12 protein-coding genes are annotated in these 14,036 nt (G+C 40.1%); 8 read left to right on the top strand and 4 right to left on the bottom strand.

Going from position 1 to position 14,036, the window contains the following annotated elements:
• Nucleotides 1-9 precede the first annotated feature (9 nt).
• From A3GQ_RS0113265 to A3GQ_RS24420, 3 genes are all read right to left on the bottom strand, one after another.
• Nucleotides 10-1,947: a TOMM precursor leader peptide-binding protein gene (locus A3GQ_RS0113265; protein ID WP_037464943.1), complete on the bottom strand. Its 1,938-nt coding sequence runs from the start codon at nt 1,945-1,947 to the stop codon at nt 10-12.
• Complete coding sequence (locus A3GQ_RS0113260; protein ID WP_028777452.1) at nt 1,944-3,773, bottom strand: hypothetical protein; 1,830 nt, start codon at nt 3,771-3,773, stop codon at nt 1,944-1,946. The genes A3GQ_RS0113265 and A3GQ_RS0113260 overlap by 4 nt, the downstream gene beginning before the upstream one ends.
• 118 nt (nt 3,774-3,891) lie before the next feature.
• Nucleotides 3,892-4,149, bottom strand: coding sequence for a heterocycloanthracin/sonorensin family bacteriocin (locus tag A3GQ_RS24420; protein ID WP_051271779.1), 258 nt, complete (start codon nt 4,147-4,149; stop codon nt 3,892-3,894).
• A 724-nt stretch (nt 4,150-4,873) separates the two neighbouring features.
• Between A3GQ_RS24420 and ilvB the strand changes: the two genes are divergently transcribed.
• The 8 genes from ilvB (at nt 4,874) to A3GQ_RS25740 (ending at nt 12,385) form a co-directional block, all read left to right on the top strand.
• Nucleotides 4,874-6,607 (top strand): biosynthetic-type acetolactate synthase large subunit, encoded by a 1,734-nt coding sequence (gene ilvB, locus A3GQ_RS0113250; protein WP_028777451.1) that lies wholly within the window; start codon nt 4,874-4,876, stop codon nt 6,605-6,607.
• Nucleotides 6,604-7,107, top strand: a complete 504-nt coding sequence (gene ilvN, locus A3GQ_RS0113245) for an acetolactate synthase small subunit (protein ID WP_028777450.1) — start codon at nt 6,604-6,606, stop codon at nt 7,105-7,107. Before ilvB ends, ilvN begins: the two co-directional genes overlap by 4 nt.
• Nucleotides 7,108-7,155: 48 nt before the next feature.
• On the top strand, nt 7,156-8,166 hold the full coding sequence (gene ilvC / locus A3GQ_RS0113240; RefSeq protein ID WP_028777449.1) for a ketol-acid reductoisomerase: 1,011 nt from the start codon (nt 7,156-7,158) through the stop codon (nt 8,164-8,166).
• Nucleotides 8,167-8,195: 29 nt separating this feature from the next.
• Nucleotides 8,196-9,773, top strand: a complete 1,578-nt coding sequence (locus A3GQ_RS0113235; protein ID WP_028777448.1) for a 2-isopropylmalate synthase — start codon at nt 8,196-8,198, stop codon at nt 9,771-9,773.
• Nucleotides 9,766-10,842 (top strand): 3-isopropylmalate dehydrogenase, encoded by a 1,077-nt coding sequence (leuB, locus tag A3GQ_RS0113230; RefSeq protein WP_028777447.1) that lies wholly within the window; start codon nt 9,766-9,768, stop codon nt 10,840-10,842. Before A3GQ_RS0113235 ends, leuB begins: the two co-directional genes overlap by 8 nt.
• Nucleotides 10,843-10,988: 146 nt before the next feature.
• Nucleotides 10,989-11,135 (top strand): hypothetical protein, encoded by a 147-nt coding sequence (locus A3GQ_RS27115; protein ID WP_156877715.1) that lies wholly within the window; start codon nt 10,989-10,991, stop codon nt 11,133-11,135.
• A 561-nt stretch (nt 11,136-11,696) separates the two neighbouring features.
• Complete coding sequence (locus A3GQ_RS0113220; RefSeq protein WP_028777446.1) at nt 11,697-11,879, top strand: hypothetical protein; 183 nt, start codon at nt 11,697-11,699, stop codon at nt 11,877-11,879.
• A gap of 281 nt (nt 11,880-12,160) precedes the next feature.
• Entirely contained in the window at nt 12,161-12,385 is a 225-nt protein-coding gene (locus A3GQ_RS25740; protein WP_028777445.1) for a hypothetical protein, read from the top strand.
• A gap of 152 nt (nt 12,386-12,537) precedes the next feature.
• Here A3GQ_RS25740 and A3GQ_RS25735 read toward each other — a convergent pair whose 3' ends face one another.
• On the bottom strand, nt 12,538-13,746 hold the full coding sequence (locus A3GQ_RS25735; protein ID WP_051271773.1) for a PhoH family protein: 1,209 nt from the start codon (nt 13,744-13,746) through the stop codon (nt 12,538-12,540).
• Nucleotides 13,747-14,036: the final 290 nt, after the last annotated feature.

Genomic DNA, 14,036 nt, shown 5'->3' with positions numbered 1-14,036 from the left:
TCCTCCTTTCTATGGGAAGGGATGCGGGTGAGGATTAAGTTGGTCGAGTGTCAAAGTTGTATTTGTATAGCCGAGTATTTGTGGTACATGTAGTACTCTAGATAATCCAGTTAAACGTGTAAGATGATGTCCAAAGGTCATAGGTAGCATTCCTGGAATGATTACTTTAACACAGTGTAATTGATGTTGCTGTAATTCAGTCGTTGTTTGATTGACGACAATAACATCAAGTTGAAGATTTTTTAATGTTTGCAGCAAATAACGAAGATCATCAGTCAAATCATTCTCGGCAATCGGCGGTCGTTTGATCTGTTGAAATGTTTTATTGTTTTTCTTCTGATGGAGTAAAAAATGCAAACGATGTTCGGTTTCCGGTATGCTGTAAAGCATCGAATGATCCGGCATTTCTTGAACCAGATGGGGTTTATCGACCATGTTTACATACTTTGCACGCTGTTTTTCCGCCTTTTTGTCCAAGGTCAACATCATACCAGCGAGTTCATGAATTGCATTTTTGGCAGCTTTGATAGGTTCAAAATGTGTACCTGCTGCACAGATCAAGTGAAAACCACTTGCCTTTTTGTTTTTGGCAATCGCCCATATGGTAGGGATTCCATGTTCCATCGTTGCATCAAACAAATGAATTTCATATCCTGCTATTGCTTCTATACGATGAAGCATCAAGTCGAGTTCTTTATCGCCTGATGAATAGGGATCAATTCTCGGAAGTTCGAGCTTAGCATACCAAGTCATTAAAAAAGCATCTCGTTCCATAATTTCCAATATCCCATGCAAGATTGCCTCTTCTAAATTTCCTCCCAGTGCACAGCCATTGGAAGTTTCATAGACAAACCCTTTTCCTCCACCTAAGCTATAGTAAGCAAGTAATTCTGGTACAAGGATTGATTTTTCTTGGTTAAAAGAATAACCCCATACCCAATGCATCTTTTGATCGGGATCAAATGCTTGAAAAGGGAAATGTGGCAGAGCATATTGTTCCTTAGAGTGAGTTCCTACCGATTCTGGATGTAAAGCATTTGCTTGTAATTGATGATAACTATCATGAACGATCGTACGTGTTCTTCTGGGGGCAATCCCGCAAGATCGCTCCAAACCTTCAAAAATAGCAGTTATTTCACTATCGCCAAATCGATGTGTTCTGCCAGCAGTTGACTCTTGACCGACATAAAGAGGAAGATGAACACTTGCTGCGGCAAACGGAGATCGGTAATCATGTATTTTTCCTTTTACTATTCCAGTTCGTTCGTCATAGTAGGTATGCTTCAATGGATCTTTCCAAGCAGGAAAGGGACGAACACGAAAGCTGCTTTTTGTTGATTTTGGATTCGCTTGTAGTTTTATGACGTTGTTTTCTGCTTGATCGTCAGACAGGGTGTTGCAGACGTTACAGAGTGGGTCAGCAAGGATAGGATGCCTAGTTGTTTGTAGTGTTGTTAAGTTTGTAATGATGGTGTTTTCTTTAAGCATGCTTTGGTTATTGATTATATTTTTGATTTCTTCTAAAAGGATATGCTGGATGTGCCTCAGTCCAAAGGAGGAAGCAATCTGTGCAGGATAAAGAGAAGGATTAGAGCTGAATTGGTGATAGATGGACCACATTTCTTTGCGGTCCTGACCTCCCATCAGTAAGCGCCGATCCGCACAATGAAAACAAGGTGTATCTTGGGCGATGAGTGGACCAATAATGGCCTCTCCAAATGCTAGAAAACATCGTAACCAAGGTATATGGGGAGCAAGCGCTTGTATCTTACGATGCAAAGAAGGATTCCAGTTATCTGTCAAAACAAGCAAGAGATCAGCATTTCCCCAATTTTTCTCTTCCCAATCTGTCCCAAGAACGAGTGCAGAATAATGATTCTCCAAAGCTTTTGTTGTTGCTGTTGCTAATTCTCCATTCCCGATAATCCCAATGATAGAGCTTTTCACGATTTTGTCTCTCCTATCATTACACCTACAATGGATAAATGTTGCCGGATGTATGTTTCTAGCATAATATCAAAAACTTGTAGCTGAAGATTATGTTGACTTAGTGATTGGATAGACTCTTTTAACTTAGATTCCATTGATATGTCTATGGGTTTAGGAAACAAAGTAGAGCAAACAGGTAGTTCGTGAGATGTTTTTTTTAATGGGATGTCTGTATTTTGTGTGGTATGCAAAGCTTTTTTTAATGCATTCCGCAATGATGTTGAAAGATCCCATCCCATTCCGCTAAACCAATGATTATTTATGTTTATCCAAATGGTATCGAAACCATAAAGTCGCTTACCGAAGGAAATAATCGGTTGTACGCCATATGTTTCCAAGCATTTTGCGTAGTAATAAGCCTGTTCGTCTTCGATTTGTTCGGAATGAAGAAGAAATGGCTGGGTAGGATCGGCGCTTTTGGAATGAAACTGATACAAATAGTTTTGAAAACCTCGGAAGATCGCCTCTACACTATTTTCACCAGCTCCAATATGTAAGGGGACAGAAATATCTTGATTGGATAGAAGACGAGATGCATAAGCCTCTATACCAGCCAATCCAGTTTCTCTTTGTGCTTCGTGGTGTGAATCCCCTGCACAAACAATGGGGGAGATTTCGTTTTCATTATGTGGATCATTTATTTGCACATGACATTGAGATAATGGGAGTTGAAGTGAATTTTCTGGTCCAAATGAGCGGAAAATTCCCATTTTGGATGAAGTAATGTGATGAAAGAATCCTAGAAGATTTGATTTTTTCTGCTTGGAAGAAGAAAACCATTTCGATTGCTCAAGAGGTTGAATGAAGGGCTTTGAATGATATGCAAGTGGATGTGAAAGATAAGTATGCCATTTTCCTTCCAACGTCTTCAAATCAAGAAGAAATACGTTTGATTTTTCCGGATGTTGCGCTGTTGTAGCTGATTTAAAATACTGAAATGCAAGGACATTGGCTAAAAGAGCAGTTGCTGCATGGTTGGTAATATTTCCCTTCTCTTCTGGGGTATTAAGTCTCCTCCATGCAGAATCCCAGTCCTTTGAAGGTCCTACGATACCAAACTGTTTCCAAGTGATGGCAGGGAAAAATTTTTTATTCTCTTGCTCACAAATATGGGAAAGTCTATGCAGGATTTCTATTTGATCTTCTTTTCCTACAAATAGGACAGAGTCAAAAGGTTGTAGTACTTTTTTCCAAGGCTGTACTTGATCATCTGAAATATCAACGATTTGGATGCAGGTATCTTTTTTGTTTGCTGCTGTAATCAAAGAATGGATCCGTTGCTTATTCGTAGATTTTGCATCTGTGATAAACAGATGTATCGTCTGAATTCCTGAATCTAGTAAAGAAGAAAGAAGAGAAAGAAGAAAGGAACCAGAACCGATAACCAGTAAGTTGGATTGACGATATTTTTCAAACCGAGAAGCTCCTGATCCCGATTGATGGTCCAAATAGGATATTTGAGTGGAATAGCTTTGTACTAAATCTTCCCTTAACGAATGAGGGTCGTCCTTACTAACATCACGAACAAATTCGTTTTGAAGCAAAATATCGGCAAATTCATAGACTCTTTTTTGATAGATTTCTGGCAGTCCATCTGTAATTTCGTGCATGCGATGTGTACCATCAAACATAGGAATGAGTTTTTCCATCCATTGGTATACATTGGTACCTGACATCCGAAAAGAGTGTTTGTTGTTGCGAAAATAGATGCCACCACCTGCATCTGGTATAAAAGTGGTGTCTTGATTTGTTTTTAATCGTGAGAATCCAGACGTTTTGGCCATAAAATAAAAGATCCTCCTTCTGTCCATCTGCTCCTCTATATTTTATGTAGGACGATTTGTCTACTTGCTAAAAATCAAAAAAAGCCCTGACCATTCAGGGCATCATCTTTAGCGTGATTTAGAAGAATGGAAAAAATGGAAAAAACGGAAAAAGAGGAGAACAGCCTCCACAACCCCCACATCCACCGCATCCGCCACAACCTCCACAGCGGTGAAAACCACCACATCCGCCACAACCCCCGCAGCGGAATCCGCCACAGCGTTGAGCTGTTTCCAGTTCTTCATATTGTTCCATGTAATGTTGCCAAGGTGTTATATCGTAGTTACTGTATTCATCAATGCTGAGTTCTTGAAGTTCTTTTTGGAATTCTCCCATTTTAAAGCCTCCAATGACTATATTTTCGAGAAATAACTGGACGTTAGCCCTGCTCGACATGATATATGTATGAAGGGGAGCAAGTTTAGGTTACTGGAAGAAAAATTCCAATTTATTGTCAAAAAGTGTGCCTTCTTTTATTTTTCGTGGTATGATTTATGCCACAAGGAAGTATTTTGGATTATAGTAGGTGAAATATTGTCGTAATCATGCAAGGATAGTATTTGATAGATTTTACTAATTAAGAAAATAAAAATTTACGAAATTAAGATGATAGCGCTACCATTTTTGTAATATGAAATATTGGATATATGGGTTGACAACTGAAAAGTGGGATAGATATAATAGCTCCTAAATAATAAAAAATAACTGTATTTCTCAAAACTTAAAAACAAATTAAATTGAAATAATAAAACAATGATGAGGATATGAGTGATTTACCAATACGAGTTACAGAGAATTTGGGATTTTGCTGAGACCCAAAACCGTAAGTACTTTGCTTCTCCCCTTTGAGTTACATGCCGAAAGAGTATCGAAATACTCAAGTAGATCATGATCGGTTGTCGCCGTTATCGACCAAGTACATGCTGTACTTGATGAGACTGATAGCTGTGAAGCATCAGTGAACTTGGGTGGTACCACGAACTGTTCGTCCCAATTGGTGATTTATTCACTTGGGATTGTACGGTTTTTTTTATTATGATTTAAAAAAGGAGGAATTACTTTGGCTCCCCAACTGGAATCAAAAACAAATTCAATTGGCTTGGATGAAAAAAAGTACACAGGGTCTGAAATTTTACTCCGTTCTCTTGTAGAAGAGGGAGTAGAAATGATTTTTGGTTATCCTGGGGGTGCAGTCCTTCCTATTTATGATTCTCTGTACGATGGTCATGTTCGACATATGCTTGCAAGACATGAGCAAGGAGCGATACATGCCGCAGACGGTTATGCTAGAGCTACAGGTAAGCCGGGGGTTGTAATGGCAACTTCAGGACCTGGTGCTACCAACTTAGTGACAGGAATTGCAACGGCTATGATGGATTCGATCCCCATGATATGTATTACGGGAAATGTTCCACTTAGCCTACTGGGAACGGATGCATTTCAAGAAGCAGATATTACAGGCATCACGATGCCCATTACCAAACATAATTATCTTGTTCGAAGTATAGAAGAGATTCCAACTATCGTAAAAGAAGCTTTTACGATTGCGACAACTGGAAGACCTGGCCCCGTTTTGATTGATATTCCAAAGGATGTCTCTCAAGCAATGAGTACCTTTACTTATCCAGAAAAAGTGGAGATTAGAGGTTTATTTCAACCCGAAGCACCTACTGATGTTCAGATAAACCGTCTTCAACAAGTGATACAACAAGCGGAGCGTCCAGTGATTTTAGCAGGTGGCGGAGTGGTAAGAGCAAATGCGCAAGCAGAACTGATTGAATTTGCTGAAAAATCCAACATACCTGTCACGACAACTTTGATGGGGCTTGGGGGATTTCCGAGCAGAAACGAGCTTTGGCTGGGGATGCCTGGTATGCATGGAACATATGCAGCTAACCATGCATTGCTAGAATGTGATCTTTTGATCGGAATTGGTGCTCGATTTGACGATCGTGTAACAATGGGACGTATTGATAAATTTGCAACTGGTGCAAAAATTATTCATATCGATATTGACCCAGCAGAAATCGATAAGAACGTGCATACTTATGTTCCGATTGTCGGAGATGTGAAACAAGTACTGGCAGCTGCAAACGAAACCCTTTCTTCTGCAAATTCAAGTAATTGGATAAAACAATGTGACGATTGGAAAGCGAAATTTCCATTACAATATGACGATTCTGATGAAAATGGACTGAAACCTCAATGGGTAATCGAACATCTGGATGAAACGACAGAAGGAAAAGCAATTGTTTCGACAGATGTTGGCCAACACCAAATGTGGGTTGCGCAATACTATCAATTTTCCGAACCACGCTCCTTGTTGTCCTCTGGTGGACTTGGAACGATGGGATTTGGTTTCCCGGCAGCAATTGGTGCACAATTTGCATCACCTGATCGTACCGTAATCGCCGTAACAGGTGATGGTGGATTTCAGATGACAGCGCAAGAATTGGCAGTGGTTGCATTGGAAAATATTCCAGTAAAGATTGTGATTATTAACAATCAATGTTTGGGAATGGTTCGCCAGTGGCAAGAAGTGTTCTACAAAGAGCGTTATAGCGAAGTAGACCTTTCGGGCAGCCCAGACTTTGTAAAACTCGCAGAGGCATATGGAGTAAAAGCATGGCGTGCGACAAATAAAGAAGAAGCCACTCAAGCATGGAAAGAAGCACTCCACCATTCAGGGCCAGCAGTAGTAGATTTTTGGGTAAATCCAAACGAAAATGTTTATCCAATGGTTGCCCCAGGTACAGGACTAGATGAGATGATGATGGGAGATGAAGAGCAATGAGTCATATTTTATCTGTATTAGTAAACAATCGACCACGTGTTTTAGCTCGAGTCTCCAGTCTTTTGGGTCAACGCAATTTTAATATTGAAAGCATTAGTGTAGGTCAATCAGAAGAAAAAGATTTATCGAGAATGATCATTGTAACTGGTGGAGATGAAAGAACACTCAATCAAGTATCCAAACAATTATCAAAATTAATTGATGTTATCGAAGTTCGTACAATCACAGAATCAACAAGTGTGGAGAGGGAATTGATGTTGATTCGAGTAACATCAGAACCCAATGTGCGAATGGAAATTCAAGGGATTGTAGATCCTTTTCGTGCATCTGTTGTAGATGTTGGACATGATTCACTCATGTTGCAAGCTACAGGCGATCGTGCAAAATTGGATACGTTGACGGAGCTTCTTCGTCCGTATGGAATATTAGAAGTCGCTCGTACTGGTGTAATTGCACTGAGTAGGGAGTTGAATCAAACCTCGCTTACTACTGTTATTTAATTATATTAAATTTTTTAAAAAATAAAAATTTATGGGGGAATATCAATCATGAGCAAAATGTATTACGAAGGCGATGCAAATCTTCATCTATTCAATGGAAAAACGGTAGCAGTAGTTGGATACGGAAGTCAAGGACATGCCCAAGCGCAAAACTTGCGTGATAGTGGTGTAAAAGTAGTAATCGGTCTTCGCCCAGGGAAGTCTTGGGAACAAGCTGAAAATGATGGATTCCAAGTGTATACCGTTGACCAAGCAGCAAAACAAGCAGATGTTATTCAAATCTTGCTTCCAGATGAGCACCAAAAACAGGTATATGAAACACAAATCAAAGAAAATTTAGAGGCTGGAAATGTTTTGATGTTTTCCCATGGATTTAACATTCATTTCGGACAGATTGTTGCACCTTCTGATGTAGATGTAATCTTAGTAGCACCTAAATCTCCAGGACATTTGGTACGTCGTGTTTATCAAGAAGGATTTGGCGTTCCAGGTTTGATCGCAGTTCATCAAGATGCTAGCGGACAAGCAAAAGATATTGCCCTTGCTTATAGCAAAGGAATTGGCAGCACACGTGCAGGAGTAATTGAAACTACTTTTAAAGAAGAGACAGAGACAGATCTATTTGGAGAGCAAGCTGTTTTATGTGGCGGGGTAACGGAACTCGTGAAAAATGGTTTTGAAACATTGGTTGATGCAGGTTATCAACCAGAGATCGCATACTTCGAGTGTTTGCATGAGCTAAAGTTGATCGTAGATCTAATGTACGAAAAAGGATTGAGCGGAATGCGCCATTCTATCAGTGATACTGCTGAGTATGGAGACTATGTGAGTGGAAAACGAGTGGTAGGTGCTCCTTCACGTCAAGCAATGGAACAAATCCTAAAAGAAATTCAAGATGGAACATTTGCAAACAACTGGATTGCAGAAAATCAAAATGGCCGTCCAGCGTTCAACAAGATAGCTGCTAGTGAAAAAGAGCATTCTATCGAACAGGTAGGAAGCAAACTGCGTCAGATGATGGTTTGGGTGAACAAAGAACCTGTCAGTTCCAATAACTAATCTTAAGGGAAAAGGAGGAAGCAACGAATATGCGAACGATTCAAATTTTTGATACCACATTGCGTGATGGGGAACAGTCCCCCGGTGTAACGCTTACCAAAGGAGAGAAGGTGGAAATCGCCCTCCAACTGGAGCGACTTGGTGTCAATCTTATCGAAGCAGGATTCGCTGCTTCTTCACCTGGAGATCGGCAAGCAATTACCGCAGTAGGCAAAGCAGTAAAAGATGCGACTGTTTTGAGTCTTGCACGTTGCGTGGAAAGAGATATCGAACATTCATGGGAAGTTTTGCGAGAAGCAACTTCCCCTGCTATTCATTTGTTTATTGCTACTTCTCCCATTCATCGAGAGTTTAAGCTAAAGATGAGCAAAGAGCAGGTGATGGAACAGGCCCTATCGGCTATTCGTCATGCAAAACGATATTTCTCTATGATTGAGTTTTCTTTTGAAGATGGTGGAAGAACAGAGATCGATTTTCTAACAGAAATGACCAGAAAAGTGATCGCTGCTGGTGCGAACATTGTAAATATCCCCGATACGGTGGGTTATCTTTCGCCTATCGAATATGGTAATATCTTTCGCACTGTTCGAGAGCGAGTACCTGAGACGGAAGGAATTATTCTTAGTGCCCATTGTCATGATGATTTAGGTATGGCAGTAGCAAACAGTTTGGGTGCTATTGAGGGTGGAGCAGGTCAAATTGAAGGTACGATTAATGGAATTGGAGAACGTGCTGGAAATGCTGCGATTGAAGAAGTTGCGATGGCATTAAAAACGAGAGCTTCACACTATCAAGCGCAGACGACCTTGAACCATCAAGAAATAAGTCGTACGAGTCGCTTAGTAAGTAAACTAACAGGTATGGTGGTTCCTGGAAATAAAGCGATAGTTGGTGCAAATGCATTTGCACATGAATCAGGTATCCATCAAGATGGTATGTTGAAACATCCAGAAACCTATGAAATCATGACGCCCGAAACGGTCGGCTTAGAAGAAAGTCGTTTGGTATTAGGCAAACATTCTGGTAGACATGCTTTTAAAGATAAATTGATCCAACTAGGGTATCCTCAAAATGAAGAACAAATCAATCATTTGTTTGAGCGATTTAAAAACTTAGCAGATCGAAAAAAAGAAATTTTGGATGAAGATATTATTGCTCTTATCGAAGAAAAAATTGGGGAAAGACCTGAATATTTCAGCTTACTTTCTTTTCATTTATCCTATGGAAGTCACGCAGTGCCAACAGCCACTTTGCGAATGAAAGAAGTAACTGGCGAAGTCAGGGAAGAAGCTGCTTGTGGAAATGGATCAGTGGATGCCATCTTTAAAACGGTAGATCGTATTACAGGCGAAGAAGTGGAATTGGCAGACTATCGCATTCATTCGGTTACGCATGGAAAAGATGCACAAGGGGAAGTGTCTGTTCAGTTAAAACAAGGGAATATAATTGTTCGTGGTCGTGGTGTAAGTACCGATATACTGGAAGCCAGTGCACGAGCATATATCGATGCAGTTAATCGACTTATCGCCAAAAAAGCGGATCGAGAACCAGAAGGTGTTTTGGAGACTGCATCTGCTCTTTCGGAGAGGGGTGTAATCGTTGGCTAAGAATAAAGAAATTGTTGTGATTCCAGGTGACGGTGTTGGTACAGAAGTAATGGATGCAGCGTTGTTTGTTCTTCGTGTAGTGCAAAAAAAGTATAACTATCATTTTACTTTTGAACATGCACTCGCTGGTGGGATCGCTACAGATACGGTAGGAGTTCCTTTGCCAGAGGAAACGTTAGAAAAAGCAAAAAAAGCAGATGCCATTTTGTTTGGAGCTGTAGGTGGACCAAAATGGGATAATCATCCTACACATTTACGTCCAGAACAAGCACTACTAGGATTGCGTAAGGAGTTAGGTCTTTATTCTAACTTACGTCCTATTGTCCTCTTTCCTGGCTTAGAAGAAAGTTCTTCGTTAAAAGCCGAAATCATTGAGGGTGTAGATTTTGTAGTCGTAAGAGAGTTAACAGGCGGAATCTATTTTGGTGAAAAACAAAGAGCAAAAGATAGCAATGGATATGAATATGCATCTGACTTGTTACTGTACCATGAACATGAAATTGAAAGAATCGTACGATTGGCCTTTCAAATGGCACAAAATCGCAAAAAACAGCTGACTTCTGTTGATAAAGCAAATGTTTTAGAAAGTTCTCGTCTATGGAGAACGGTTGTGGATCGAGTAAAAAGCGATTATCCAGAAGTTACCGTCGAGCACATGCTAGTAGATAATTGTGCAATGCAACTGGTTCGCCGCCCTACTGCTTTTGATGTCATCGTGACGGAAAATATGTTTGGGGATATTTTGAGTGATGAGGCAGCCATTTTAACAGGTTCGATTGGTATGTTGCCTTCTGCTAGTTTAGGAGAGGGATTGGTTGGATTTTATGAACCTGTCCATGGCTCTGCACCGGATATTGCTGGTCTTGGTATCGCTAATCCAACTGCAATGATTTTATCCATGGCCATGATGCTCCGTCATTCCTTCCAAGACGAAGAAGCAGCTTCCGATGTGGAAAAAGCAGTTGAAAAAGTATTACAGATGGGTTATCGGACACAAGATACCAAAACTGAAGATGAAAAAACGCTAACTACGATGGAGTTTGCAGAAAAAGTAGCTAGCTTGATCTGATTTAACAACCAACCTTGGCTAAGGTTGGTTGTTTGTTAGTTCAATAAGTAAAATCAAATCATAAGATTAAAAGTTCACCTTACAATGATACATAAGATATACTTAGTGGTAGCGTACATTGGGTACGTTTGTTCATGGAGGAAGAGATGACTCAAACAGATCCGCAGGATGAGCTGCCAGAACCGAATGAAAGACCGACACACCGGATTTTGGGGCAAGAGGTTCCTGCGAAAAACGTCACAGGTTCTAATACAGATCGACCTCGTGTAAAGCCTCCACAGCAAAAGGACTGATATCCTCAGTCTTGGCCTGATGTAGAAATGCATTGGGCCAATCACTAATTGTATTTGTTAAAACGGGTATTATTAAAATAACGAAGAAACCTAACCTGATATGGTTAGGTTTCTGTATATGAAAATGGGTATATACCTATATCAACAAGTAAATTTTAGTGGTTGCAATCTGGCTCGTTGCAATAGCGCATTCCAAACACCTCCTTTGAATAAGGAAATGATCTTCTATTATTATACCAAAGAAAAGAAAGATTAAAAAGAATAATAATAAAATGAATTAAAAGAAAATAGATAAGTTTAGAGAGGTATATGGAAGGACGAGATGAGAGCATGAATGGATGGATAAGTGTCATTCTATCCTTTGATTGGAGATTATTTTAGCATCTCTAGTATGGATACTGTATTATATTGTTCTGCAAATGAAGCTGTTTCTTAAGTATGTTATAATGGAACAAGGATATTTTTTACTGATCCATGCCTTTTGTAGTTAATAGGTAAATGATTAACGGATCCATTTACGATTTATTCATTTGGAGAAAACCTGTAGAGGTGGGATAACATATGAATAATAAAAATAACTTGGTAACGATGTTTAAAAAACTACCAGTAGAGCGTAAAGCGATGATTGCTGAGACGGCTGTTGTAGCCATAAGTTGGTTAGCCAAAAAAGCGGTACAATCCTATCAAAATAGAAAAAATAAAAAAGATATAAAGAGATTGGAAGAAAAAAAGGAAAGCGTTTAAGCTTTCCTTTTTTGTGTTGTTTGTATTTTATCACTTTCTTTAGTATCCATCATTCAAAGATAGATACTAAGTTTGTAATAGGAACTCAATCATGCGGAATCTCAAGAAAGTTTTTTGAGAGTATGAAAGCTGGTTTTACAAGGAGTCGAATTTTATATCATTTTAAGATGATATAAAATTATTTGAATAGAAATATTTACAGAGACTATTCGAATCGAATATAATAAAGGAGTCCCATACACACATAGAATCTCTCATGAAAATGAGAGGAAGGACACTCGATGAATTTCGAACTGAATGGCATCGACGGAGTCGTCGCGGACGCCAGCGGTACCGTCGACGGAGTCGTCGCGGACGCCAGCGGTGCCGTCGACGGAGTCGTCGCGGACGCCAGCGAGGTGAGTCCGTTCGGTGATGTCACTCAGGCCCTCGAAGGGCTGAACATCATCCCCAACCCCGTCGAGGGGATCAAGCTCCCCGAGATCGGCGGCGGGTGGTTCGGGTAGTCTGAACCTAGACACCTAATTTATCCTGGGGTGGAGCCCACGCAACAAGCGTGTGGTTCCACCCCGGGACCCTGAATATATGAATACACACATAGATAAAAACCTGCCTTATAAAAAAAGGGCAGGTTTTCTTTGGACTGGGGAAAATAACACTACATCAAGTCGGCCTTTTTGGCAATCTCACTTCGATAAATATTAGGCAACTCTACTTCTCCATAGTATGCTTCTCCTCGGAAAACTTCGGATAGTCGACGCATTCCGTTGTTTGACCCTTCATAGCTACTGTGATCTACTTGGGCATCAAAATCTCCATCGATGATGAGTTTGGAGTCTTCCCCAATTCTTTGTACTGCAAGTTTCATCAAGTCAACATCGAGGTTTTGTGCTTCAATGATATAGACAATGGCTCGAAGTCCTGTTGTATCAAATCCACGAATATCACTGAAAGGTAAGAGAAGAAGTTTGGGTGGTTCTTTATCTTTGCCTTTGAGTAGTTCTTCAACGATCATCTTATCTCCAAATTTACTGCATAACATCGACCCAATAGCGGAGTCCATAATTTTTTCGTCTCGTGTCCCTGGGTAAAAACCTAACTTTGCACTATTTCGAGAAGCCATTGGGTTTACAAAGCAGATCAACCTGTCAAATTTCCCCTTTTCTATTTCGCGCATAGCGTAACTTAAAGAGATTAATGATTTTCCGGAGCCGGCTTTTCCTTTGATCATGGTAATGGTATTGTTTTTGAGACTGTCTAAAGCGCATCGTTGATACGCATCTTTTGGAGAAAATTTTCCGAAATACGTCGTGTCAAATCCCCGTGGACGTACATAGACATGGCTTTCCCCTGTCCATTTTAATAGATCCGCGTAACTGTCTCCATCCTTAATGACCAAATATTGGTTAGGCAGGAGTTGAAAATGGTTGATATCCAAGTTGTGGCAGAGTGCTGCATATCTGGCGTTCTCTACATCACTTTCCACATAACCCTCATAACGCTCATTCTGTAGATCAATTTCCAGTAAGGGAATTTGAAAACCTCTTGCCTTTTGCTTGAGTAGCAAGTCGTGTGTGATCAATCCATGTTGATTGTCGATACAGCATTGCAAAATTTTGTTATCTGCATAATGTGGATCAAAGTCACTTCCAAGCGTAACGGTATAATCTTTCACATCGATATGGATTTGATTAAGATGTTGCTCAATGTAACGAGTTGCCACACGTGCTTGAAAGGCCAAGGTTTGGTTTTGTGATAGTTTGTGTTTCTCTAACTCTCTCAAAACCATAGATGGAATGATTATTTGTAGATGATCCAATTTCTCTATACTGTTCAACAATACATTGGTATCGATGACATATCGCATGGGAGGACGGATACCCCCGTTCTTTGAGTATTAATTTCAGTTTCTCCCGTTTTACAAAAAAATGCGTATACATTTTATGGTAGAGCAAAAATTTATCTTAACTGCAAAGCGAGACTAGGAGAATAGCGACGAAGCGAGACTTGTGCCCTAATCTGAGGTGCAAAGCGAGACTAGGAGCATAGCGACGACGTAGCGAGACTTGTTCCCTAGTCTGAGGTGCAAAGCGAGACTAGGAAGCGCATAAGAAGCAACTAATCTTTTATGGGCACGTAAATCGGCTTTGCAATTCC

Origin of the sequence: Shimazuella kribbensis DSM 45090, from assembly GCF_000428065.1 — a bacterium.
Taxonomy (GTDB): domain Bacteria; phylum Bacillota; class Bacilli; order Thermoactinomycetales; family Thermoactinomycetaceae; genus Shimazuella; species Shimazuella kribbensis.
Note: the sequence above shows the minus strand (reverse complement) of the source record. Positions and strands in the feature narration are given on the sequence as shown.

Bases quoted from the DNA above. Each gene is read 5' to 3' on its own strand.
- A3GQ_RS25735 (WP_051271773.1), bottom strand. From the start codon at position 13,746: ATGCGATATGTCATCGATACCAATGTATTGTTGAACAGTATAGAGAAA.
- A3GQ_RS25740 (WP_028777445.1), top strand. From the start codon at position 12,161: ATGAATTTCGAACTGAATGGCATCGACGGAGTCGTCGCGGACGCCAGC.
- A3GQ_RS0113235 (WP_028777448.1), top strand. From the start codon at position 8,196: ATGCGAACGATTCAAATTTTTGATACCACATTGCGTGATGGGGAACAG.
- A3GQ_RS24420 (WP_051271779.1), bottom strand. From the start codon at position 4,149: ATGGGAGAATTCCAAAAAGAACTTCAAGAACTCAGCATTGATGAATAC.
- A3GQ_RS0113220 (WP_028777446.1), top strand. From the start codon at position 11,697: ATGAATAATAAAAATAACTTGGTAACGATGTTTAAAAAACTACCAGTA.
- A3GQ_RS0113260 (WP_028777452.1), bottom strand. From the start codon at position 3,773: ATGGCCAAAACGTCTGGATTCTCACGATTAAAAACAAATCAAGACACC.
- ilvC (WP_028777449.1), top strand. From the start codon at position 7,156: ATGAGCAAAATGTATTACGAAGGCGATGCAAATCTTCATCTATTCAAT.
- A3GQ_RS27115 (WP_156877715.1), top strand. From the start codon at position 10,989: ATGACTCAAACAGATCCGCAGGATGAGCTGCCAGAACCGAATGAAAGA.
- ilvN (WP_028777450.1), top strand. From the start codon at position 6,604: ATGAGTCATATTTTATCTGTATTAGTAAACAATCGACCACGTGTTTTA.